The 21482-nt window shown below is 64.5% G+C and carries 24 protein-coding genes, 1 tRNA gene and 1 pseudogene; 12 read left to right on the forward strand and 14 right to left on the reverse strand.

The window, feature by feature from the left end; translation table 11 throughout:
- The first annotated feature begins 235 nt into the window (after positions 1-235).
- From AB0E69_RS23280 to AB0E69_RS23305, 6 genes are read left to right on the forward strand one after another with little or no spacing between them, the layout of a single operon-like run.
- The gene (locus AB0E69_RS23280; protein WP_360149557.1) at positions 236-661 is read left to right on the forward strand and encodes a molybdenum cofactor biosynthesis protein MoaE; all 426 of its coding nucleotides are present in this window, start codon (positions 236-238) and stop codon (positions 659-661) included.
- 30 nt (positions 662-691) lie between these two features.
- The gene (locus AB0E69_RS23285; RefSeq protein ID WP_360149560.1) at positions 692-973 is read left to right on the forward strand and encodes a hypothetical protein; all 282 of its coding nucleotides are present in this window, start codon (positions 692-694) and stop codon (positions 971-973) included.
- Entirely contained in the window at positions 970-2007 is a 1038-nt protein-coding gene (locus AB0E69_RS23290; RefSeq protein WP_360149563.1) for a PDZ domain-containing protein, read from the forward strand. Before AB0E69_RS23285 ends, AB0E69_RS23290 begins: the two co-directional genes overlap by 4 nt.
- The gene (locus AB0E69_RS23295; protein WP_360149565.1) at positions 1995-2156 is read left to right on the forward strand and encodes a hypothetical protein; all 162 of its coding nucleotides are present in this window, start codon (positions 1995-1997) and stop codon (positions 2154-2156) included. Before AB0E69_RS23290 ends, AB0E69_RS23295 begins: the two co-directional genes overlap by 13 nt.
- A complete protein-coding gene (locus AB0E69_RS23300) occupies positions 2144-2761 on the forward strand; it encodes a PPA1309 family protein (RefSeq protein WP_360149568.1) in 618 nt (205 codons plus the stop codon). Before AB0E69_RS23295 ends, AB0E69_RS23300 begins: the two co-directional genes overlap by 13 nt.
- Positions 2758-5748: a UPF0182 family protein gene (locus tag AB0E69_RS23305; RefSeq protein ID WP_360149571.1), complete on the forward strand. Its 2991-nt coding sequence runs from the start codon at positions 2758-2760 to the stop codon at positions 5746-5748. Before AB0E69_RS23300 ends, AB0E69_RS23305 begins: the two co-directional genes overlap by 4 nt.
- Before the next feature lie 69 nt (positions 5749-5817).
- Here the strand turns inward: AB0E69_RS23305 and AB0E69_RS23310 are convergent, their stop codons facing one another.
- The gene (locus AB0E69_RS23310) at positions 5818-6402 is read right to left on the reverse strand and encodes a hypothetical protein (RefSeq protein WP_360149574.1); all 585 of its coding nucleotides are present in this window, start codon (positions 6400-6402) and stop codon (positions 5818-5820) included.
- Between the two features lie 112 nt (positions 6403-6514).
- The gene (locus AB0E69_RS23315; protein ID WP_360149577.1) at positions 6515-7483 is read right to left on the reverse strand and encodes a GNAT family N-acetyltransferase; all 969 of its coding nucleotides are present in this window, start codon (positions 7481-7483) and stop codon (positions 6515-6517) included.
- A gap of 105 nt (positions 7484-7588) precedes the next feature.
- Between AB0E69_RS23315 and AB0E69_RS23320 the strand changes: the two genes are divergently transcribed.
- Positions 7589-7665: transfer RNA gene (locus AB0E69_RS23320), tRNA-Met, on the forward strand.
- A 217-nt stretch (positions 7666-7882) separates the two neighbouring features.
- Positions 7883-8086, forward strand: coding sequence for a hypothetical protein (locus AB0E69_RS23325; protein ID WP_360149580.1), 204 nt, complete (start codon positions 7883-7885; stop codon positions 8084-8086).
- Positions 8087-8443: 357 nt separating this feature from the next.
- Here AB0E69_RS23325 and AB0E69_RS23330 read toward each other — a convergent pair.
- The 4 genes and pseudogenes from AB0E69_RS23330 to AB0E69_RS23345 all read right to left on the reverse strand — a co-directional run.
- Positions 8444-9478, reverse strand: a pseudogene (locus AB0E69_RS23330) (recombinase family protein); the annotation flags it as partial.
- Positions 9475-10122: an ImmA/IrrE family metallo-endopeptidase gene (locus AB0E69_RS23335; RefSeq protein WP_360149583.1), complete on the reverse strand. Its 648-nt coding sequence runs from the start codon at positions 10120-10122 to the stop codon at positions 9475-9477. The pseudogene AB0E69_RS23330 and the gene AB0E69_RS23335, both read right to left, overlap by 4 nt.
- A 44-nt stretch (positions 10123-10166) precedes the next feature.
- The gene (locus tag AB0E69_RS23340) at positions 10167-10550 is read right to left on the reverse strand and encodes a helix-turn-helix transcriptional regulator (protein WP_360149586.1); all 384 of its coding nucleotides are present in this window, start codon (positions 10548-10550) and stop codon (positions 10167-10169) included.
- Between the two features lie 224 nt (positions 10551-10774).
- Entirely contained in the window at positions 10775-11113 is a 339-nt protein-coding gene (locus AB0E69_RS23345) for a hypothetical protein (RefSeq protein WP_360149589.1), read from the reverse strand.
- On the opposite strand from AB0E69_RS23345, the gene AB0E69_RS23350 reads away from it, so the two are divergent.
- A complete protein-coding gene (locus AB0E69_RS23350) occupies positions 11112-11639 on the forward strand; it encodes a hypothetical protein (protein ID WP_360149591.1) in 528 nt (175 codons plus the stop codon). The genes AB0E69_RS23345 and AB0E69_RS23350 overlap by 2 nt on opposite strands.
- Positions 11640-11716: 77 nt before the next feature.
- Here AB0E69_RS23350 and AB0E69_RS23355 read toward each other — a convergent pair whose 3' ends face one another.
- The 8 genes from AB0E69_RS23355 to AB0E69_RS23390 all read right to left on the reverse strand — a co-directional run bounded on the left by AB0E69_RS23355 (position 11717) and on the right by AB0E69_RS23390 (position 17813).
- The gene (locus tag AB0E69_RS23355; protein WP_360149594.1) at positions 11717-12544 is read right to left on the reverse strand and encodes an antirestriction protein ArdA; all 828 of its coding nucleotides are present in this window, start codon (positions 12542-12544) and stop codon (positions 11717-11719) included.
- Positions 12545-12594: 50 nt separating this feature from the next.
- Complete coding sequence (locus AB0E69_RS23360) at positions 12595-13602, reverse strand: site-specific DNA-methyltransferase (RefSeq protein ID WP_360149597.1); 1008 nt, start codon at positions 13600-13602, stop codon at positions 12595-12597.
- Positions 13599-14555, reverse strand: a complete 957-nt coding sequence (locus tag AB0E69_RS23365; protein WP_360149600.1) for a replication-relaxation family protein — start codon at positions 14553-14555, stop codon at positions 13599-13601. The genes AB0E69_RS23360 and AB0E69_RS23365 overlap by 4 nt, the downstream gene beginning before the upstream one ends.
- Entirely contained in the window at positions 14552-16633 is a 2082-nt protein-coding gene (locus AB0E69_RS23370) for a DUF87 domain-containing protein (RefSeq protein ID WP_360149603.1), read from the reverse strand. The genes AB0E69_RS23365 and AB0E69_RS23370 overlap by 4 nt, the downstream gene beginning before the upstream one ends.
- Before the next feature lie 13 nt (positions 16634-16646).
- Complete coding sequence (locus AB0E69_RS23375; protein ID WP_360149605.1) at positions 16647-16865, reverse strand: hypothetical protein; 219 nt, start codon at positions 16863-16865, stop codon at positions 16647-16649.
- Positions 16866-17044: 179 nt separating this feature from the next.
- Entirely contained in the window at positions 17045-17239 is a 195-nt protein-coding gene (locus AB0E69_RS23380; RefSeq protein WP_360149607.1) for a hypothetical protein, read from the reverse strand.
- Positions 17236-17364, reverse strand: a complete 129-nt coding sequence (locus tag AB0E69_RS23385; RefSeq protein ID WP_360149609.1) for a hypothetical protein — start codon at positions 17362-17364, stop codon at positions 17236-17238. Before AB0E69_RS23385 ends, AB0E69_RS23380 begins: the two co-directional genes overlap by 4 nt.
- 170 nt (positions 17365-17534) lie before the next feature.
- Positions 17535-17813, reverse strand: coding sequence for a hypothetical protein (locus AB0E69_RS23390; protein ID WP_360149612.1), 279 nt, complete (start codon positions 17811-17813; stop codon positions 17535-17537).
- Between the two features lie 323 nt (positions 17814-18136).
- Here AB0E69_RS23390 and AB0E69_RS23395 point away from each other — a divergent pair, with 323 nt between their 5' ends.
- The 3 genes from AB0E69_RS23395 to AB0E69_RS23405 all read left to right on the forward strand — a co-directional run bounded on the left by AB0E69_RS23395 (position 18137) and on the right by AB0E69_RS23405 (position 21345).
- Complete coding sequence (locus tag AB0E69_RS23395; protein ID WP_360149614.1) at positions 18137-18916, forward strand: hypothetical protein; 780 nt, start codon at positions 18137-18139, stop codon at positions 18914-18916.
- 255 nt (positions 18917-19171) lie between these two features.
- The gene (locus AB0E69_RS23400; protein ID WP_360149616.1) at positions 19172-20170 is read left to right on the forward strand and encodes a helix-turn-helix transcriptional regulator; all 999 of its coding nucleotides are present in this window, start codon (positions 19172-19174) and stop codon (positions 20168-20170) included.
- A gap of 248 nt (positions 20171-20418) precedes the next feature.
- Positions 20419-21345 (forward strand): hypothetical protein, encoded by a 927-nt coding sequence (locus AB0E69_RS23405; RefSeq protein ID WP_360149619.1) that lies wholly within the window; start codon positions 20419-20421, stop codon positions 21343-21345.
- Positions 21346-21482: the final 137 nt, after the last annotated feature.

The following is a 21482-nucleotide window of genomic DNA, read 5'->3' on the forward strand; positions in this document are numbered from 1 at the left end:
GCGAACGCATTGCCGCCGAAACCGGGTAGGTGAGCAAGGCAACAGTCTTCGGCGGCCGGCGCGACATCACCCACCGCAGCGTTCCGGGTACGGCGAGACAGGTCGGTATCGGTCCGGAAAGGGGAGGGGATGTGTGCTCGGGGCGGACGAAGAGGGAGAATTGTGGGGCGAGGCAGTGATGAGGCAGTGATGTGGTGCGGGAACTGGTGTGGGGGCGGGCCGGAATGAGGGACGGATGAGCGACGCGATCAGGCTGCTGGACATTCGGGCGGAAGCCCTGTCCAGCGACGAGGTGCTGGCCGCGGTCTCCGACCCGACGGCCGGCGGTACTGCGCTTTTCATCGGGACTGTGCGCAATCACGATCAGGACAAACCCGTCGACCAGCTGAGCTACGAGGCGCACCCGGATGCGCTCGAGCACCTGCGGAAGGTGGCGCTGCGGATCTGCGACGACCCGCAGGTGACCGCCCTGGCTGCCGTGCACCGGGTCGGCGACCTGGAGATCGGCGACGCCGCGGTGATCGTCGCGGTGGCCGCGTCGCACCGCGACGTCGCGTTCGCGGCGTGCCGGCGGCTGATCGACGAGCTCAAGGCCGAGGTCCCGATTTGGAAACACCAGCACTTCAGCGATGGTGGCAGCGAGTGGGTCGGCGCTCACTGACCCGTACTCTGGGCGCATGAAGGTGTCCGGATGAAGGTCCTGGCGTGGCTGGCGTTCCCCGTGATCGCCACCGTGCTCGCAATGTGCTGGGCGGGGTGGCGCGGGTGGCGCAGCCGTGAGCGGCCTCGGTCCGGCGGCGCCTTCGCCTCGGTGGAGGACTTCCGCCGCTTCAACGCCGCGCTCGCCGCGCCCGGCCCGCGGGCCACTCCGGAACGTCGCCGCCGTCTGGGTCGTCGTACCCATCAGCCGGCCTCTCCATCGGCTCGCGCCTCCAACTCCGGCTCCACCAAGATCGCAGGGCAGGGTTCGTGACACGTCGTACCGCCACATTGGTCGCCTCGATCGTCGTGCTTGTCGTCTCGCTCGGACTGGTCACCGCGTTCCCGGTGCCGTTCGTCTCGTTCAGCCCCGGGCCGGTGAAGGACACCCTCGGCACGTCGCGTAACAAGCCGGTCATCGAGATCAGCGGGCACGACACGTTCCCGACCTCCGGCCAGCTCGACCTGACCACCGTGTCCGTGACGTCGCCCGACCGTGAGCTGACGCTGCCGCAGGCGATGCGCAACTGGCTGGACCCGCACCACGACCTCTTCCCGCGCGACATCATCTACCCGCCCGACCAGAGCGCTGACGAGGTCGAGCAGCAGAACACCGCGGAGATGACCGGATCCCAGGACAGCGCGGTCGCGGCGGCGCTGCAGGCGGCGAACGTCCCGTTCCACACGAAGGTGTCCACTGTGGGGAAGGGCACACCGGCCGACGGCAAGCTGAAGGCCGGCGACATCGTGCTCGCGGTCGACGGCCACACGGTGACGCAGGTCCCGCAGGTCGGTGACTTCGTCCGCAAGCACAAGGTCGGCCAGAACGTGGTTTTCCTGATTCGCCGCGGCGGCGCCGAGCAGACCGTACAGCTGAAGACGGCCGCGACGCCGGGTGACGCGACCCGGCCGATGGTTGGCATCACCATCGGTGTCGACTCGCAGGTCAAGGTGACCGTCAACCTCGGCCAGGACATCGGCGGCCCGAGCGCGGGGACGGCGTTCGCGCTCGCGATCTACGACAAGCTGACGCCGGGCGCTCTGCTGGCCGGCAAGCACGTCGCCGGCACCGGCACGATCGACGCGCTCGGTCAGGTCGGCGCGATCGGCGGTATCCAGCAGAAGATCGCCGGCGCCAAGAACGACGGCGCCACCGTGTTCCTGGTCCCGGCGCCGAACTGCCAGGCAGCGCTGCACGCCGACGTCAAAGGCATCCAGCTGGTCAAGATCACCACGCTGAAGGAAGCGATCAGCGCCTTGCAGGCCGTCTCCACCGGCAAGGGAGATGTCCCCAAGTGCGCATCCTGACCCACCTGAACCACCAGCTCCGCCACCCGAACGACCAGCTCCGCCACCTGAGCGGCCGCTCGAACGGCCACCTGAATCGCCACCACCTGAACGGCCAGCTGTACGCACCGGCCACTCGAAGGGGAGATCTGCCGGCATGGACCTCGTAGGCACGCTGCCTCCTGACGCGCTCAGCCGCGCGGTGATCGAGATCGAGAAGCACGTGAGCAGCTCGGGCTGGGACCAGCCCGCACAGCTGTTCGCGCTGGTCCCCACCGCGGAGCTGCTGCGCGCCGAACCCCAGCTTGCCGCCGAGCTCGGCGCCGAGGACGCCTCCCAGCCGCTGACCCCGGTCGCGCAGGGCGAACTGCCCGGCGGGCTCGAGGACGAGAACCTGGCCGACGCGCTCGCCCAGATCGAGTGGCCCGACGGTGTCAGCGGATGCGCCCTCGCGATCGAGCGGATTGTGCTCCCGGCCTCGGCCGAGGCCGGACTCTCCAGCGTCGAGTCCGACGCCGACCTGGCCCGGATGGCGGGCAGCGACCCGCGCCGGCACGAGGTCCGGATGGTCGCCGCCGTCCTCCGCGAAGGCGACCGGTTCGGCGCCGTCCGGCTCCGCGCCCACGACGAAGACAGTGCGGTCCTGACCGGCACGGACTTGGTCCCCACGCTGTGCGAAGTACTGTCTTTGACATTCGAACCTTCGGCCGGCAGCCGGCCGGGCGAAGGTCCTGGGGTCGACGGCATGAGTGACGACGAGGAGAAGCGATCATGAGCGACGGCGTCTACGACATGCCCGAGGAGCCGCGGAGGACGCGGCGAACAGGCGGGCGTCCCCGGGCGCTGCTGCCGACGATCGTCACCCTGATCGTCCTGCTCATCCTCTTCAGCGTCTTCACCGACGTCTGGACGCAGCGGCTCTGGTACCGCTCGGTCGACCTCGGTTCCGTCTTCAGCACGGTGCTCGGCACCCGGGTCTTGCTGTTCCTGATCGTCGGCCTGCTGATGGCCGCCGCGGTCGTCGCGAACGTCATCGTCGCCTACCGCACCCGGCCGCGGGTCGCGCTCGCCCCGTCGCCCAGCCCGGGCTTCGAGCGGTACGGCGAGCTGCTGCAGCAGCGCGGCAAGATCGTCATCGGTGTGGTCGCGACCTTGATGCTGGTCTTCGGCGGCTCGGCCGCGTCGGGGGAGTGGAAGGTCTTCCTCGCCTGGCGGAACCGGACCCCCTTCGGCGTCACCGACAAGCACTTCAACAAGGACATCGCGTTCTTCGTCTTCGACTACCCGTGGCTGCGCGTGCTGCTCGGCTTCGGCTACTCGATCGTGCTGCTGTCGCTCGTCGCCGCGATCATCACTCACTATCTGTACGGCGGCTTCCGCCCGTCCGCGAAGGGGCAGAAGGCCTCCGGCGCGGCGCAGGTGCAGTTCTCCGTGCTGCTTGGTCTGCTGGTCCTGCTGAAGGCCTTCAGCTACTGGCTGGACCGCTTCGGCCTGACGACATCGGACAGTCGGCTGTTCACCGGTATCTCCTACACCGGTGACAACGCGGTCCTCCCGAGCAAGGAGATCCTGGCCGTCATCGCGGTGCTGTGCGCATGCCTGTTCTTCGCGAACGTGGTGCGTCGCACGTGGCTGCTGCCCGGTGTCGGCACGGTCGTGCTGATCCTGTCGGCAATCCTTCTCGGCGCGTTGTGGCCGGCCGCGCTCCAGCAGTTGCGCGTACGGCCGAGCGAGCCGGTGCGTGAGGGCCCGTACATCACCAAGAACATCGAGGCGACCCGCCAGGCGTACGGGCTCGAGGGCACCGAGGTCACCAACTACCAGGCCAAGACGACGGCGACGCCGTCTGAGCTGCTGCAGGACACCGAGGTGCTGCCGGGGATCCGGCTGATCGACCCGAGCGTGGTCGGACCGACCTTCGAGCAGCTGCAGCAGGTCCGTGGGTACTACTCGTTCCCCACCGATCTCGACGTGGACCGGTACAAGGTCGGCGACAAGATCAACGACACCGTGATCGCGGTCCGCGAGGTCCAGGTCGACCGGCTGCCGGCCGGTCAGCGCAACTGGAACAACGACCACACCGTCTACACCCACGGCTACGGCGTGGTGGCCGCGAACGGCAACCAGCGAGCCACCGACGGTACGCCGGTCTGGACCGAGAAGGACCTGCCGCCGACCGGCCAGCTCGGTGACTACGAGCCGCGGATCTACTTCGGCGAGCAGTCCCCGGACTACTCGATCGTCGGCGCTCCGAAGGGCAACCAGCCGGTCGAGCTGGACACCCCGGAAGGCCGGACCGGTGGCGACCCGACGCTGAACACCTACGAGGGCAAGGGCGGTGTCCAGGTCGGTTCGTTCGCGAACCGGTTGCTCTACGCAACGAAGTTCCGGGACGCGAACATCCTGCTGTCCAGCCGGGTGAACGCGGACTCGAAGATCCTCTACGACCGCAGCCCGCGCGAGCGGGTGGAGAAGGCGGCGCCCTGGCTGACGCCGGACGGCGACCCGTACCCGGCGATCGTCGACGGCCAGGTGGTCTGGATCGTCGACGGCTACACCACCTCGGACAACTACCCGTACTCCGAGAAGGTCGCGCTGGACGAGAGCACCCGGGATACCACCACCGGCCGCGGGACCATCGCGCAGCAGCCGAGCGAGAAGATCAACTACATCCGCAACTCGGTGAAGGCCGTCGTGAACGCGTACGACGGCTCGGTCGAGCTGTACGCGTGGGACGAGAGCGATCCCGTGCTGAAGACCTGGATGAAGGCCTTCCCCGGCACGGTCAAGCCGCGCTCCGACATCTCGCCGGCGCTGATGTCCCACCTGCGGTACCCGGAGGACATGTTCAAGGTCCAGCGCGACCTGCTGGCGAAGTACCACGTGACGGACTCCGGCACCTGGTACCAGAACAGCGACCTGTGGCGAGTGCCGGACGACCCGACCCAGTCGGCCGCCGGCAGCGACGCGTCGGCGCATGTCTCCCAGCCTCCCTTCTACCTCTCGTTGCGGATGCCTGATCAGACGGAGCCGAGGTTCTCGCTGACGTCGGTCTACGTACCGAACGCCGAACGGGAGAACCTCACTGCCTTCATGGCCGTGGACTCGGAGGCGACCTCACCGGACTACGGCAAGTTCCGAATACTGCGCTTGCCGGCCAACCTGCAGATCCCGGGGCCGGGGCAGGTCTACAACAAGTTCCAGACCGACGAAGGCATCAGAACAGCCTTGCTGCCGATCAACCAGCCGAGCAGCGGCGCGAGAGCGCAGTACGGCAACCTGCTCACGTTGCCGCTCGGTGGTGGTCTGCTCTACGTGCAGCCGGTCTACTCGGTGCGGACCAGTGGACCTGGTAGCTATCCCGTGCTTCGGTACGTCCTGGTGTCTTTCGGTGACGGGGTCGCCTACGGCGGCACGTTGCAGGAGGCCTTGACCAAGGTCTTCAACACCAGCGTCAACACCGGTGAGCAGCCGGGCGGAACGACGAAGCCACCGGTCAATCAGCAGAACCCGACGGTTCGACAGGCTCTGATCGAAGCGCAAGCCGCGTACTCGGCGGCCCAGGACGCCCTCAAGCGGCAGGACCTCGCCGCCTACCAGGCCAACGTCAACAAGATGAAGGCAGCGCTCGACCGAGCCCTGGCTGCCGGCGCCACGGCGACGAACCCGACGACCACGCCGACGACCAAGCCCAGCGGGACGCCTTCCAGCGCTCCGCCGTCGACGCCACCGTCGAGCCCGCCGACCTCACCGACCGGCTAGCGACAACCTGCATCGAGGCCCGGGCGGCGACACCGACACACAGTCGGGGTCGCCGCCCGCTCCGTTCGGTCAGGTGGTCGGCTCCGGATGGAAACCTGCCGCGGTGTCCAGCAGGTCCATGTCGCTGAACCGCGCGGCGTCCGCCGTCACCTCGGCGGCCACCCCCGGGGCGATGAAGTAGAACACCTCGTCGTCGGCGAACAGACCGTCGTACCCTCCGACCTTGACCTCGGTGAGCCGCCAGTTGTCCGGATCCCGCTCCTCGTACTCGACCAGGAAGTTCTTCAGGGCCTCGAGGTCGGTCAGCTTCGCACCGCGGAGCGTCTTCACGGTCAGGTCGACCTTGAAAGCGCCCTCGGGATCCGGTCCGCTCTCCCAGACTCGGCTGTGGAAGGAGACGTCCTCCCACTCGTACTCGAAATCGCTCGGTGTGCCGATGCCGTCGGGAAGATTCTCGATCACGAAGCCGTCCAAGGTGCCTGCCCTCTGCTCGATCGAAGGAAGCGCCGCCGACCGCTGACTCGGCGGTGCGAGCGGGCTCGCCGTGGCCGGGACGGTCGTCGAGACTCCGAGCACGGCCAGCGTGGCCACACTCCCGATCACGATACGACGGGCGGACGGCGCGACCCGGGAAAGAAGGGACGAACGCGACATGGCTGCCTCCTGGGAATCGCGACGCCGCGCCTGCTGCGCGGCGTCGTTCTTGCCCAAGAAGATGCAGCGATCGGCCCCCGTTTCGACCGGCGACTTCGAGCCTGTGGAGAACTCAGTGCCCGATCATCCGGTGCAGCCGGTGGAACGTCTGCTCGAACCCGAGTCGAGGCCAGGTGCGCGACGACAACAGGTTCGTCACCCGCCAATCCGTCACCACCGACGTGTACCCGGTGTCCGCCGACCACTGCAGCACAGCCTCACCCAGCGCACGGCCGGCTCCGAGCCCGCGCGCCGCTGGCAGAACGGCAGCAAATCCTAAAAACCCGGCATTGTCCGGCCGAGCGAGCCCACTGTGCGCGCTCGACTTGTCCAACGAGCACCCGATCGACGAGCCGATCACCTGACCGTTGTGCTCGGCAACAAAGGTCGCGTAGTCCGGGTCGTCGAACGACTCCTCCCAGTCGGCCAGTGCCTCCTCGAGAGTCGGCAGGTGCCCGGACGAGAACACCGGCGACTTCGCCTGGTGCTGCGGCAGTGCCAGATCGAGCTCCGCGAGTACTGCGATGTCCTCGCGAGCTGCACGCCGTACGACGAGACCGGTCCGCGGCGCGTCAACCGGTGTGGTCGGCGCGGGCCGGATGCCGTGGGCATGCTGTGAACCGAAGGCCAGCCGGAACCACGCGTCGACCAGCGCAGCGTCGTCGGGCACGAGCACGTAGTGCGCGATGCGGCCGTCGTCGACCCACTTGCTTGCGGCAGCGGCGTACAGGTCACGGATGTGCTCCGGCTCCCGTACGGCGTGACCGGCTGCCTCGACCCAGATGTTGGGGCCCCACACGGGCGACTGCTTCGGTGCCGCCAGCAAGTAGCCGGTGACTTCGCCGCTCTCGATCAGCACCGCGCCTGAGGCGGCCTCGCTCTCCCAGACCGCAGTCACCTCGACAAGAGCGAGCCGCTCGTCCTCGTAGTCCGCTGGGAGCAGCGGGTGCCGCTTGCGGTGCTCCTGATGCCGCTGCGCGAGCAGACGAGCCGCTGCCGGCAGATCCGCCGCGTCGAACGGGCGGATGACGTCTCTGGACATACCCGGACGGTACGCCGCCCGACCCGCCCTCGACACACCCTTTTCGCCGCACCGGGAACCGATTTGGTTGCTCAGCTCCGATCCTCTAAACTAAAGACACAACGGCGCGGGGTGGAGCAGCTCGGTAGCTCGCTGGGCTCATAACCCAGAGGTCGCAGGTTCAAATCCTGCCCCCGCTACCAAGAAGTAATTGTTAGAACCCCGGTCCTTTGATGGACCGGGGTTCTTTCGTTCCCAGTCCAGGACGCCGCGCGGTCTCTCACGGCGTAGATACCGGTTGAGGGGCGCGATCGTGGTGTGGCGTCGGTCACGTCGTGGCAGGTCCCTCGGGGCCGTTAGGTCGTCCGTCGGCGGCTCTGGGGCCGGATCCGGTACGGCGTAGAGATCTCGTCCCTTGCGATGTTGCCGTTCGGCCCGCGCTCGGTCGTGGGCAAGTTCGCTCTGCAGATCGTCTGCAAGCATGCGCCGGTACGCGGGGGTGAGATCGCTGCCGACGACCTCATCTTCGTCGAGCCAGATCTTCTCGAAGATGCCCTGATTGAGCTGCCGTCGGACGACCTTGTCCCCGGCTCGGTAGTGGCGGTCAGCGTGGGTGATGAATGACACCCAGTAACGAAGTTGTCGCTCCATGCCTTCAGCGGTTGTGGTCTGGATGTCCAGAGTGCGCTTTGCCTGTGCCCGCTCGTTCGCGATGCGGGTCTGTTCCTCACGGAGCATGTCGAGCGTGATCGCGTCGCTGTAGTGGGCCTGGAGCAGCTTCCTGCTCTGATCGTCCAAGCGGTCGAGGTGGGCCTGTGCGGTAGCGACCTCTTGCGTTCGGAGTGGCATGACGACTTGTACGTGTTCCCAGATGGCAGCGCGGATGGCCTCGGCGATCCGTTCGTTGAGGGTGATGGTGCACCAGTGGGCTTCGACTAGTTCCTCGGCCAGCTCGGCGGGTATGGCGCGCTGGTCGCAACCGTTCTTCAGGCTTTGGCGTCCGAGGCAGAACATGTAGTCGTAGAGCTTGCCTTGGTGGTTACGGGAGACGGCGAAGCTGAATGGCTCGCCACAACGGGAGCAGAAGATCGAACCCTTGAGGTAGTGGACGTGGACCCGTGGCTTCTCCCGGCTCTGTACCCGTCCGGCCCGGACGTCCTGTACTTGCTGAAACAAGCGGTCGTCAATGAGCTTGGTGTGGTTGCCCTCAAACTCGATGCCGTCGAACTTGACGATGCCGATGTAGTACCGGTTCCTCAGGATGGCGTTGATCTGAGATGTCGCCAATGGAGCGGCCGGCTTCGTCGGCCGAGGCACCGTGGTCACGCCTCGCGCCTTCAGATCCTCGCGAAGCATCGCCTCCGTCCAGTCGCCGGTGGCATAGCGCTCGAAGAGCTCTTGGACGATGACCGCCCGTTCGGCATCGACTTCAACGGTGCGGATCTCATGACCATCGTCGGTCCGTTTGCGTACGTTGAGGTAGCCGAAGGGGGCCATGCCTGGGGTGCCACCTGCTTTGGCCTTCTGCAGCATGCCCTTGCGTGACTCGTTGGCCAGGTTGAGTGAGTAGAACTCAGCGATCGCACTCATGACGCCGTGGAGCAGCATGCCGCTCGGCGTTTCGTCGATGTTCTCTGTCGCCGACACCAGCTGGGCACCGGCCGCCCTCAGAGCCAGGCTGATCTCGACGTCGTCTGCCCGATTGCGCGCCAATCGGTCGACCTTGTGGACGATCACATAGTCAACGTGGTGTTCGCGGATGTACTCCAGCATCAGCTGGAGCTTGGGCCGCTTCGATGAGCGGGCGCTCTCGCCCGCGTCCACGAACTCGGCAATGACGCTCGCGCCGAGACTGGCGGCTTTGCGAGTGTTCACTTCACGCTGAGCGGGGATCGAGAATCCCTCGGCTTCTCCACCGCGCTGCGCTTGCTCTTTAGTGCTGACACGCAGATAGAGGACCGCGGTCTTTGCGACGGTCGCAGGAAGGGGTCCGGCCGTGGCGACGCGTCTGGTCATGAGCAAGATCCTTGGGTGGTCAGCTGTCGCTGGTAGAACGCTCGTCGGCCGCGGGCAAACTTGGCGAGGAGCGGTTTGGCAGAGACATCACGGTCGGCGCTCAGTCGGGTTTGGGAGAGCCGGACTTCTACGGCTTGGATCGAGACGTCGAAGTAGCGAGCGAGTGCAGACGACGTTTGGACGCCGCTGGTCCACGCGCTCTTGAGCAAACGCTTCGGCACGAGAACGCAGCCGGCGAAATGGTCGGCGGCGCGCTCGGCCTGTTCGGCGGCTGAGTACCGGCTGTTGCTGATGTAGAGCAGATGCGCTCGGCCGTGATCGATGATGTGCTTGAACTCGTGCATGAGGGTGAAGCGCTGACGTACCGGCGCCTCGCCCTTGTTGAGTGTGATGATCCAGTGCGTGCCACTCCAGTGGCTGGTGCCGCTGACGGGTAGGTCTTCGTAGACGACGCGGATGCGCGGCAGCGAGCGGACGATGTCTGATGGGACGGCGCCGTTGGTGATGCTGAAGAGGCTCAGGAGCCGGCTGGCTTGGAGTTCGGCGATCTTCCTGGCTTCCTCGAAGTCGGTTGCTCGCTGCGGGATGAGTGATCGGAGGGCCGCCAGTACGCTCCGGGCCTCGTGGTTGCTTTGTTGGTACATGGTGTCCTCCTTTCGGTTAATAGTTGTGTGAGCGGAACGCTCGGCTAGGTTTCGTCTTCTCCCGGTGCCGGTCCGTTGCCGTCGTAGCCGTGTCGCTTGGCAACTTTGGCGAATGTGGCCTCTAGCTTGGCCAGTTCTTCCGCGGGCAGATCGCCGTATTTCGCACGTAGGTAGGGCTTGAAGCTCGGCAGTTCACCTTCTGGCATCCAATCCGCGGCGACGAAGAGGTCGGTGTTGCTCAGGCCCAACACCCGCGCTATGGCCATGAGGATGTCGGCCTTCGGTGTTTGGCGCTCGCCTGCTTCGAGACGTGAGATGGTGCTCTTCTGAACCCCGGCGCGGCGGGCGAGTTCGCTCGCTGAGAGCCCAAGCTCAACTCGGCGATTCTTAATGATTTGCGGTAAAGCTTCTTGCTGGTTGGGTGTCATAATTTCTCCAAATGTTTCTGTGTCAATTATCCGCCGAATGTTGCCCTAAAGCAACGAAGAATGACAATTTCACAACGTGATTTGCATTCTCAGGCAAGCCTGCCCTTATTCAGATTTCTGGGATGTGTGGGTGGGAGGCGGGCGCGTTAGCGCTCCTGCCTCCCACCCGTAGGGGGGTCCCGCTCGACCCAATGAGGGGAGTGGGACGGGTGGACCGAGGAGTGTTAGCTCTCCGGTTTGGGTGACGGGGCAGCCTTCTTGGCTGCCGCCGTCTTCTTGGCGGTGCCCGCCGCCTGAGTCGTGGACCCAAACAGCGATTCGATGGCACCGCGCCGTTCGGCGGCCTCGCGCTCGATGTCCTCGAGCGCCTTGGCAACCCGAGCCTTGAAGTCCGGCTCGGCCTGCTTCTGCTCGACGTAGATCCGGAGACCCCGGATGCAGGCATCCCGCAGGGAGATGTCGTCGAGCTTGGCGATCATGCTGGCCTGCGAGTGCAGGTCGTTGGGGATCTGTACCCCGATCGTCTTGTAGGTGCCAGGGGCACCGTTGCCGAACTCGCTCATGGCGAGTACCTCCTCGGTGTTGGTGCAGCCGGCCATCTCGGATGAGATGACGGGACGGCTGCATAGCACCGATGAGGCGACCTCTGAGCCCTTCCTGCTCGATGGTGGTAGTGCCAGGATGCGAATGTTGGCTGATACCGAAAGCGTGCGTCGATCGATGAGCCTGGCGAGTTATGCGACGGTGGCGATCACCGCCGTTCGTATGGCTCAGGGTCGTGACGATCTGCATGGCATCACTCACGTTCAGTGGGAAGGTGCGTCTGGCCAGTCGGAGGAGAGCTCGGTGGAAGATCTCATCCGCTGGCTCGATAGGAGCGGCGGCCGGGCTTATATCCAAGGACCGGATGGGGTTCGCGGTTCGCGTCTTCATGTGGCCAGCCACGGGCCGCATCGCTACATTTGCGGCGACTCGGACGTGGAGGCCACCGCCCCGCTGCTGTCGCTGCCTCGGCTGCGACAGGTCACCACCGTCCATCGAACACCCGTACACCGCCGGCGTGGTCGGCAAACGGAGTCTCGCCGTTGAAGCTACATGCAGCCCTCGACAAGTAGGCAGGTCCCGCTCTCATCCCTGTTCAATTTGTCAAGGTGCGATAGGTCGGTTCACACCCGCCCGTTGAACACCCAGACGCCGCCCGGGTGGTCGGCGAAGCGCACGTCGCCGCTGGTCTCCATCTCGTGGACCATGTGCTCGTAGTCGATGCGCACGATGTCTCGCAGCCACTCAGGCAGTTTCGCTAGTTCCTCTTCGCCGTTGAGTTCGTCGACGATGTGATCGGCGTAGGCCTCGCGGTTCTCGTACTCGCCGAGGTACGCCTCGGAGAACCGTGCCAGCGTGTAGACATCTCGCTCGTCGTTAATCTCCCCCCAAGCGGCGAAGGCGAGGCCGTGCTCGGTGATGCCCTTGCCGAGCGCGCAGACGACGTCCAACGATTCATACTCCGAGAGCGTGATCTGCCCGAAGCCGTCCTGGTCGTGGATGGCCCACTCCTCGGCCGGCTGCCCGGTCCAATGCGCGTGTAGGGAGCGGGACAGAATGTTGCGGATGTCGGCGTGGATGTCCTCGAGATCTTGACTGGCGTCGATCCAGTCCCCGATGTCGTGGCCTTCGGTGTAGTCGACCAGCGAGCGGACGTAGATGCGCGGGTTCGTCCGCCTTTCTGTCTCGCCAGCCTCCGCGGATTCCCGACGCCGCCTGAGCATGTCTTCGTGCTCGATGAGCGCGCTGGCGTCTTCCTCGTTGAGGCCGTAGCTGACGTAGCGCTCCAGCTTGGCTCGGTTAGCGCGCCGCTCATCGGCTGCTGCTGTGCGGGCTGCTTCGATCTCGGCTTGCCGTTCGGGATCGTCGGTGCCGTACGTGTTGACGCCTTCGGTAGTAGGCCGAGGGCCGTCGGGATACGGCGGTGGGGTTGGTGGTTCGTGTTCACTCATTCATCACCTCCTTTCGTGTTAGTTGGTTTGGTTGTTGGGAGAGCTGGCCGCTATGCGGCCTTGCTCTCCGGGGATGCTCTCGCCGTGTTGATGCGTTCGTTCGCCAGTTGGGCGAAGTCTGGGTTGAGCTCGATGCCGACCCAGTCCCTGCCGTGCTTCTCAGCGGCGAGCGCGGTGGTGCCTGAGCCTATAAACGGGTCGAGCACAATGGCCGGTTCGCTCGGTGCGTCACACGCACACGTCGCCAGGAGTGCGCCCCGGATGGCGGTCGCACCGAGCCGTCGCGTCGCACGACGGTGCGGCTTCAGGCACTGGGAGCACCGTGCTTCCGTACTACCGGCCAGGATCGCCCGTTCGGCTAAGCGCTCCGGAAAGGTGGCGAAGTGTGCGCCGCGGTAGGTGCTGGTCGGCAGTCGCCACACATCGCCAGGGTTCTTGCCGAGCGGATGTCCGACGATGCCACGCTGCTTGAGCGACACGAGCCCGCGGATGTTGTCGGTCGTCCGTGCCCGCCATTCCCTCGGAATGACGTCCTTCGCTGAAGCCTGTGGCGTAGTGGCCTTGCTGCGATGCGGCACGCGGATGGCATCCAGGTCGAAGAAGTAGCTGCGTTGCTTGGTGAGCAGATACACGACCTCGTAGGTGTTGGTCAGCCGGTCCGGGACGCTGCTCGGCATCGGATTGGTCTTGCTCCAGATGATCTGGTTGCGCACCAGCCAGCCGGACTCGGCGAGCACGGTGGACAGTCGCGCAGGCCCCAGGAGCAGACTCTTCTTCGGTGAGCCTTCCCGGTCGTGAATGGAGTAGCGGTCGGCGACGTTGAGCCAGAAGGTGCCAGTCGGCGTCAGGACTCGGCGGACTTCGGCGGCAACCGCGGTGAGGTTGCTGACCCACTCGTCGATGTTCGCTTCCTGTCCCAGTTGTCCGCCTACCTGGTAGTTGCGCAGGTTGTAGTACGGCGGTGACGTCAGCACCATGTCGACGGATTCACTGGGGAGCTGTCGCAGCTGCTCCAAGGCGTCGCCGACCAGGATGGTGTTTCGAGGAGGACGGGTCATGTCGTGCCTCCGGTCACCACTGAGACCAGGTCATCGGGCACCGTGAAGCGGAACAGTTCTGGGAGCAGGTTCGCACTGCGAGCGATGGCGCTGGCGAGCGTGTCGAGGCGTCGCTGTGACGGCAACTGCCAGATCACCAGTGGGAAGACGCCAGCGCCAGACTGCTCGATGCCGGTCTTGCGGTACGCCTCATATACGGCGCATTTGCCGAGCAGCGTCGGAAGGCTCTCGGTGCCGAGATCGACCTCGATGAACCATCGGTCGACGTAGCGGGGTTGGGTGGTCGAGGCGAATAGGTCGGGCTGGAGGACACGACGCTCACCACCCAGTCCGGTGAAGCTCCGCCACGACTCGGGCTCGCAATGCACATCGACGCGCCGGAATATGCCTTGGCGTTGTGCTCGCAGAAGCATCAGGTGAGTGTCGGCAACTGCAAGGCAGTGAGCGAGGAAGCGTGGTGACGGCTCATGGGTCCGCTTCAGCTTGCCGTCAGCGCGCAGGAGTCGGTAGCCGACCGTGCCAAGTTGCCAGATGTGGCTGGCGGAGCCTGCGCGGACACCGCCGACGCGTCGTTCGAGTGCTTTCAGAAGGCCGTGGTCTGCGAGTCGGCGGAGTACGCGGCTTGCTGTTCGTGCACCGGCCGCGACGCTGGCGTGATCGTGGAAGCAGAAGCTCTGTATCTGGCGAGTAGTGAGGTAGCGATGTGCGGCGACAATTTCGAGTACGGCGTGATCACGTGGGCTGAGGGAGTTGCGCAGTCGGTCGAGCTGGCGCGGCCCGATGAAGCGACGCTGCCGTGAACTGTTCGGAGTCGGAGACGGCGGACTATTCGTCCTCGAGAATGCGTCAGATATGCCGCTGACCTGCGGGTTCGTGGGTGCGTTCGACGACGCGATCGGTAGATCGACCGGAATCCCTGATAGGAGTGAGCGAGGTGAATTGTCGGAGGTCATTCGCTGTCCTCCGTCATGATCCGGCCGAGCGGTTCGCTTGTCGGTTCGGATTGCCCGGCGAGGTTTGCCCAGCCTGCCTCCACCTCGCTGAGCGGCTGTCCGTACTGCTGGCGCGAGTGTTGGCGGATGGCCTCGGGCGCGCCGGTTGGATCTGGTAGCGGGCGGGTCCGGACGGACGCCCACGTGGTTGGCGCTCCGCGTGATAGCAGAGAGACGTAGGTCTGGTAGCGGCCGAGCGACGTGAAGTCTTCCGGCACCAGCTCGCTGCCGCGCGCCATAACGACGGCGTCCTCGTGGCTGAGCTGAAACATGACTTTGGAACGTGCGTTGGCCAGGGCGGCGCTTCTCAGCGACGGTGGTAACTGGCCGAGATGCTGTGTCGCTAAGAGATAGGCCAGGTGGTAGCCGCGAGCGGTGGCCAGTGCGTCGCCGAGATCGCCGGGGATACGCAGGTAGTCCTGTACCTCGTCGATGAAGATCATGGCGGGCTGAGCGTTCCCGCCGGCAACGCGGCGTGTGGCTGCTTGCCAGAGCAGATTGACGACGAGCGATCCGAGGAGCTTGGCACCGTCCGGGCCGAGCTGTCCCTTGTTGAGGCTGACGAGCAAGATCCGCTGTTTGGTGAAGACGTCGCTCATGTCGAACCGCGGCGAGACTTGTCCGAGGACGGCGCGGAGCCCGGGGCGCAGGAGCACGGAGCGCAGCTTGTTCATGACGGGCGCGATGACGCTCTGGCGCTCGGCCTCGGAGATGGACTCGTACCAGGCCCAGAAGCTGCCCAGTCCCATGGGATCGCGCTTGATGAGTTGAGCGGTGACCGAGCGGCGGAAGCCCGCGTTGGTTAGCAGCAGCGGGACATGGAGCAGCGAGGCGTCGCCGCGTCGGGCCAGACTGAGCAGGCTGGCGTGCAGGATGTCCTGGGTGCGCGGCCCCCAGTTGTCGGCGTACAGCTCGTGGATCAGGTGAACCAGCGTGTCCGCCGCAAGTTCTGGCTGAGCACCGACGAGCGGATTGATCCCGATCGGTGCCTTGTCGGTGGCATCGAGCAGAACCACGTCACGCCGACGCTTCGCCGGAATGCGCCAGAGCAGGTCTTCGACCAGCGATTGTTTGGGGTCGATGACAACGACCGCTCGACCAGCCGCCATGTCCTGGATCGCCAGATTGGCGATCAGGGTTGACTTGCCGGTGCCGGTCGGTCCCAGCACGAGTAGGTGCCGCAGGCTGTCGTCGACGGACAGCGCCAAGGCTCGCTGTGAACCCGGGGCACTGCTGTCGCCGACAACCCGTCCAACCCGCGCTACCGCCGCCGGTGCGGGGAGTGGACGCGGATGGAGCGCTGGAAGGCCAGCAAACGGAGGGTCACCGATGGGCCAGCCGACGATGCACGCCAACTCACGAATCGACAGCTGTAGCGGCCAGATCCATGGAGAGCGAAGCCCCTCGATCGCCGAGGCACGCTCGTGCTTGAGCCGTATCGACACCTGGGGCGACTCGGCCGTACGAAGCGCGGAGAGCAATGAGCCGATGAGCTGCCGTGAGCGGCTGATGGAGGTCGCGGTCACGCCGATCCGTATCGTGCAGCCGAAGCCGTGCACCGACGTCTTCTCGGCAAGAAGGCGTCGACGCTCGGCAGCTCCGGCGGGACTCTTGAGGGGAACGACGGGAGCAGTTGGACGGAGCCGGTCGCCGAGGACGAACTGCAGAACAAGCTCCTCGCCCTTCCCGGTCTTCGACAGGACGCTCAGGATGTCCCGTGACGTCGACTCGGCTCGCTGGAGGTTAATCGCCCGCGCCGCGTTGCCGTGGATCGCCAATCGCGCGGCGTGCCCGACCCGGGCGGTTCGGGCTCGCTCCGTTGACACCAACCTGGCACCGTGAAGGTGGGTGGCGATCTGCGCTTGGAGAACGCGAAGTGCAGACGCTGGAGATGCGATCCACCACTGAACTTCACCGGCGACGCCGGCCGTCTCCAGGACAATGCGCGGCGCGCCGTAGAGCGTGGCCATGGTGCTGAGCGTGCTGACGACCTGCTCGACGTTCAGGCCGGGCGGCAAGAACAACCGAGCCCAGTTCATCTGAGGACGAGGACTACGCATCCGGTGGCCCTCCGTCCTGCGCTCGTTCCTGCTTTGATGTCTGTGCGGCTTCGGTTTGCTTCTCCGCCTCCGCTTCTGCCTGGGCGATCGCAAGGGCAACGACGGCCTTGGCGATCTTCTGTATATCTGGCTGCTTCCGTAGCTCGGAGCGGATTGAGAATCGGCGATCCTTGCCAATCGGCCGTCCCTTCTTTCGATATTTTCTTGGCATGCTCACCCTCCTTTCTGACTTAATCGTTGCTTCAAAGCAACAGGTTTCCGTATTTAGTTATACGTTGCTTTAAGGCAACCGCCAATAGAAAATGTGCATTCCACAGCACCGACGCGAACATGCTGGATAGGGTTAATGAGCATCAAAAAGTCCGCTCCGAATGTGCGGAGCAGACTTCTTTACCAACGCGACTGCCGAAAACGCCACACCGCCACGGCGACAACCGCGGCCACGACCAACACGACGACGACCAGCAGTTCCGTCCAGACCTGGCTCAGCAGCCAGACCGCTCCGTACAGCGCCAGCGCGCCCATGAGGACACTGACACAGGCGCTGACGAGGCGGTCTAACCACCGCTGCGGGTCGTTGTTCACGACGGCTGGGTGCTGTCGTCGTCGGGCGAGGCGACAACCTCGCCCTCGATCAGGTCGGAGCGCGCCTGCTGACCGGGCTGGAAGCCAGGGCGCGCCCGCTTGATCGCTTCGTTGAGCATGGCCATCTGCGCCTGGTACGAGATGTTTGGATCTCCAACTCGGCCTGACGCTCACGTTCAGCGAGCTCGCATTGGCGCTCATCCGTGCTGAGCCAACTCCATGTCTGGACTGCCCCGACCGCGGCGAGCGCAGCCACGGCGACCCAGAACATGAACAGGATGAACTCGGCCATCGCCTAGCGCCCCTTGCTGACGTTCGAGATGACGTTCATGAGCGCGCCGGTGCTGGCGATGTCCATCAACGCCAACTTCTCAGCAGCGTCCGGTGCGACCTGCTCCGCCATATTGCGAGTGCGCGTGATGAGCAAGCCGGCCATCATGGCGCGCTCGGTAGTGCGGGTGATCGCGCCGACTTCGGCGGCGGCCTTCTCCTCCTTCCGGTCGATACGAGCCAGCTCGTTGCTATGCTGCTTGACTTCGGCGTTGGCGAACCAGCGCGCAACTTCCTGAGACATACGTCCTCCAATGGACATGGGTGATGGACGACGTGGCCCGGAGTCCTGCATCCGGGTCACGCCTGACCGAGCGTGAGCTGCGTGCCGCGGACCTTCGCGAGAGCTCGTCTGGTCCTGCAGCGTGTCTCGGTCCGTGCAGTGCACCGCTGCGGTGCGCCGTCCCGCTGCTGTCGCGTCGTCTGGATCTGCTAGCGCGATCACTCCGAACCGCCGTCTTGCGGGCACTACGATTAGCGCACCTGATCTTGGGCATCTACACGGTCGCGGAGTGGGCAAATCCTGGGCGTGGGCTGCCGTCAGTGGCTCGATGGCAAGGAGGCTCTGTGACCACGCAGCGGCTACCGCCCGACATGCCTGAGCTCGTCAAGGCATTGCGTCCCGTCCTGCGTGCAGGCTTGCCGCTTGATCCCGACCTCGAGGATGAACGGCTTCTTGGTCTGCGAGGTGTGCACGCCCGCTCGATTGATCCACGGGCGCGACTAAGCCGCATAAAGGCGTTGGATGGGCTGCTACGCCGGCTACTCGTCCACTACCCAGACGACGTCCTCGGTGAGGCTGCACGGGTGTTGTTCGGCCTGGCCCCTGGCACTCGGGGCAAGAACATCAGCGAACGCCGCGAACAGGCAGCGCGCGATGCTGGCTACGACGCTGACCACCTGCGCAAGCGGATCGAGCCGAAGATCCTGCGGCAGCTCGCGTGGCAGCTGCATCAGGACTCCCAGAACTATGTGCCGCGAGGACGCGACGCGCCACCGAGGCTTGAGCCGTCAGGCGACACGCCGGTCATCACGAAGGGCGATGTCAGCAGCAAGGAGAGCGCCGAACATCAGGAGTTGTTGTCGCGCCTCTGGGCACATGTGTACGCCCTGCGCGCCGAGATCCTGCGAGTCGAGCGATTGAAGGCCTGGCCGTATGACGCGACTGAGCCGGCGTTGAGTCAGGAGAAGCTAGACGCTGCGATCGAGGCGAGGCGGCGTCAGGTTGCGTATGTGAAACGTTACGTCGCCCTCTACATCGAGCGATATGGCCATGCCATCGCGCACGGCGAAAGTGAGTTCACCGCCGACGCGCTGCTGCGATTGGCTGGCTGGCAGCAGGACTAGTCCCCGATTTGGCATGGTCTAGACAAGTTTTTGCATCAGGCACTGGTCACAGCCAGTGAGCGGTGCTACAAATAGAGGTCGATTGGGCACCTGCGGTGACAGTCGCTCAGGTGCCGGGGGGAGCTTTCTATGGGTGACGTTGTTTGTTGGCTGGGGTTGTTCAGACGGCTTGGTGAGGAGTTGAGAGCAAGAACTGGCCCGGCAGCCAGGGCTGGTGCGGCTCTGGGCTGCTCTTAGGGTTGGTGAGCCAACCGGATGACCGCCCGACTTAATGTCAGTCCGCAGGTAGCAGTAATCCTCTACGAGGCATACGCCAAGATTTCTGGCCGGATGGGCCGAAACCACTACGCGATGTACGACTATGTCCGTGTCGTGATGTCCAAGATCACTACCGTGGACTCCTTTTACGTTGGCTTGCTGCATGGCGGAAACCGAGTCCGGTTTCCCTACAGCTTTGACGGCCACCTCCACGATGACAGCGACTCTCATACGTTTGGGCAACATGGCCTGACAGCGTGGCTGCTCGTCAATAAGAAGACCTATCGCTACTCGATGGATCGTGGAGCCCTGCTCAGCAAAGGTGTTTCTTTCGGGGACGTCCGCAAAGTCTCCGAGGACGCGGTCGCCGTGCCGATGCTACGACCCAGCAGTGATGGGGAGGAGGTATTCGGCATGCTGTCGATGCAGAGTTATGCGGCCGGCACATACAACAACGACGCTGTATCCGCGTTGGAGTGGCTCACGGACATCGTCGCCCGAGTGCTCATGCGCGAGCGGGAAGACCGGGACGCCCTCTCCGACCTGCGCTTGAATATTAGCGAGGAGCTTCAGAGCACTTTTCTCACATCTGACCACATCGTCGAGTATCTGGTTGAGCAGGTGGGAGAGGTCCGACGCAAGGTCGAGGATGCAGTCAATGACGACAGCGAAGCGCTAGGCGGCCTTCGGGCCGTCTTGCAGGATGTAATTCTGGATTGTCGCCGTATTCAGGCCGAGCTGGTCGAGTTGACGCTGACCGCCGATGATCGGCCGACGCAGCGCTTCATGAGCTTGACACCCGCCGAACAAACGATTGCCTTGCTGGTTGCCGACGGACTGAGCAATCAGGAGATCGCCGACGAACTGAGTCCGACCAGCGTCAATACAGTTAAGACACATCTGAAGAGCATCTCGGCCAAATACGGCATGAGTAGACGTAACCAGATCGCCTCAGATGTGAGGCGGCACCTGGGGAATGTGAATATAGAGAGCTAGTGTGCAACCGACACGGTACGACTCACCCGTCGGGTGAGTGCAGCAACGGCGGCTCTAGCCCGATGCGGTATGGACCTGTGACCTTCACCCTTCCATCCTGATGGGAGTACCCCTCACCCTCTATGTGGGAGGAAGGCCAGGATGTCGTACTCCGTGTCTAGTGCTCCCACGCCAGCTGCCAGGCTCCAACTCAGCATCCTTGCTGATCAGACCGTTGGGATCGTCAGCCCGCGCACTAGATGGCAGCCGTGCACAGTGAGAACCAAGCCAGCGGCGCGAGGGAAACGATGACGCCGCGACCGCCAGCCACGAATGATGACGTTAGCGCGAAGCATTTTCTCGACGCGGCAGCCAAACTTATCGACGCAATGTTCGTCACTTCTTCAGATCAGAGACCGCGCCGGCTGAATGCAATTGACTTTCCAGCAACGCTCGAGTGGCTGCGCATCGAGGATGTCATCAGGATCGCGCAGACGGCCCAGCCAGAAGGGGCGAGCCGCAAGGCGTTCCACAATCGATGGAAGAGTAAGGAAGACTTCGTCAATGACGCGGTCATCCATACCATGCTCTATCGCGATGCGCCGAATGCCGACCCGGCGTTGCAACTAGCCGAGATGTCGCAGCTGGTCGAGGCGGATAGCGCTGCAGACGCGATTGCCCGCTTCAGCGACGATATGTTATCGAGCCTGCTGTCGTATCCGCGCTCGTTTCTCTTGCTGCATATCGGACCATTGCTCAACCAGCACCCGCGCTTGAAACAGGCCATCCTGGATGACATGCATCGAGCCCTAGCACCCTGGTGCGACGGCTACGCGCGCATCCTCGAGGTACTCGGCCTGTCGCTACGTCGCGGGTGGACGATCGAGCGGCTCGGTCTCACACTGCAAGCCATGCTCGATGGCTTCCTCCTGCGCTCTCGCGTACAGGAAGAGGACATGGTCGCGTGCGAGCATGACGAGTCGAGACTCTTTGGCGATGCCGTGGTCGCGTTCGTCCTCGGTGTCGTCGATGTTGGCAACGCCGGGCAGACAGCGCGCCAAGCTCTTGATGTTGCCCTGAGCTCGAGCGTGGAGCCGAACGAGGCCACATTCGGTGGCTCGCACAGCCCCGGGTCGGTGGTTGGGGGACTCAGTTTGCCCCCAAAGATCATTGACCGGAGCAGATGGGCCCCATGATGCTTGGGTGGCCAGATAAAGAATTGTCACTACCATCAAAGCCAGAACTACTGGCTATACCTGCATGCCCAGAGGCGTGACGGGGCAGAGATCAGCCAATGGCATTGCGCTGGCTACCAAGCCAATGATCTTTGCCG

It is taken from the genome of Kribbella sp. NPDC026611 (assembly GCF_040638345.1).
In the GTDB taxonomy this organism is placed as follows: domain Bacteria; phylum Actinomycetota; class Actinomycetes; order Propionibacteriales; family Kribbellaceae; genus Kribbella.

Coding starts and splice junctions, on each gene's coding strand:
- AB0E69_RS23280 (WP_360149557.1), top strand. CDS start 236: ATGAGCGACGCGATCAGGCTGCTGGACATTCGGGCGGAAGCCCTGTCC.
- AB0E69_RS23285 (WP_360149560.1), top strand. CDS start 692: ATGAAGGTCCTGGCGTGGCTGGCGTTCCCCGTGATCGCCACCGTGCTC.
- AB0E69_RS23300 (WP_360149568.1), top strand. CDS start 2,144: ATGGACCTCGTAGGCACGCTGCCTCCTGACGCGCTCAGCCGCGCGGTG.
- AB0E69_RS23305 (WP_360149571.1), top strand. CDS start 2,758: ATGAGCGACGGCGTCTACGACATGCCCGAGGAGCCGCGGAGGACGCGG.
- AB0E69_RS23310 (WP_360149574.1), bottom strand. CDS start 6,402: ATGTCGCGTTCGTCCCTTCTTTCCCGGGTCGCGCCGTCCGCCCGTCGT.
- AB0E69_RS23315 (WP_360149577.1), bottom strand. CDS start 7,483: ATGTCCAGAGACGTCATCCGCCCGTTCGACGCGGCGGATCTGCCGGCA.
- AB0E69_RS23325 (WP_360149580.1), top strand. CDS start 7,883: ATGTTGCCGTTCGGCCCGCGCTCGGTCGTGGGCAAGTTCGCTCTGCAG.
- AB0E69_RS23335 (WP_360149583.1), bottom strand. CDS start 10,122: ATGTACCAACAAAGCAACCACGAGGCCCGGAGCGTACTGGCGGCCCTC.
- AB0E69_RS23340 (WP_360149586.1), bottom strand. CDS start 10,550: ATGACACCCAACCAGCAAGAAGCTTTACCGCAAATCATTAAGAATCGC.
- AB0E69_RS23350 (WP_360149591.1), top strand. CDS start 11,112: ATGGCGAGTACCTCCTCGGTGTTGGTGCAGCCGGCCATCTCGGATGAG.
- AB0E69_RS23345 (WP_360149589.1), bottom strand. CDS start 11,113: ATGAGCGAGTTCGGCAACGGTGCCCCTGGCACCTACAAGACGATCGGG.
- AB0E69_RS23355 (WP_360149594.1), bottom strand. CDS start 12,544: ATGAGTGAACACGAACCACCAACCCCACCGCCGTATCCCGACGGCCCT.
- AB0E69_RS23360 (WP_360149597.1), bottom strand. CDS start 13,602: ATGACCCGTCCTCCTCGAAACACCATCCTGGTCGGCGACGCCTTGGAG.
- AB0E69_RS23365 (WP_360149600.1), bottom strand. CDS start 14,555: ATGACCTCCGACAATTCACCTCGCTCACTCCTATCAGGGATTCCGGTC.
- AB0E69_RS23370 (WP_360149603.1), bottom strand. CDS start 16,633: ATGAACTGGGCTCGGTTGTTCTTGCCGCCCGGCCTGAACGTCGAGCAG.
- AB0E69_RS23375 (WP_360149605.1), bottom strand. CDS start 16,865: ATGCCAAGAAAATATCGAAAGAAGGGACGGCCGATTGGCAAGGATCGC.
- AB0E69_RS23385 (WP_360149609.1), bottom strand. CDS start 17,364: ATGGCCATGCTCAACGAAGCGATCAAGCGGGCGCGCCCTGGCTTCCAG.
- AB0E69_RS23390 (WP_360149612.1), bottom strand. CDS start 17,813: ATGTCTCAGGAAGTTGCGCGCTGGTTCGCCAACGCCGAAGTCAAGCAG.
- AB0E69_RS23400 (WP_360149616.1), top strand. CDS start 19,172: ATGACCGCCCGACTTAATGTCAGTCCGCAGGTAGCAGTAATCCTCTAC.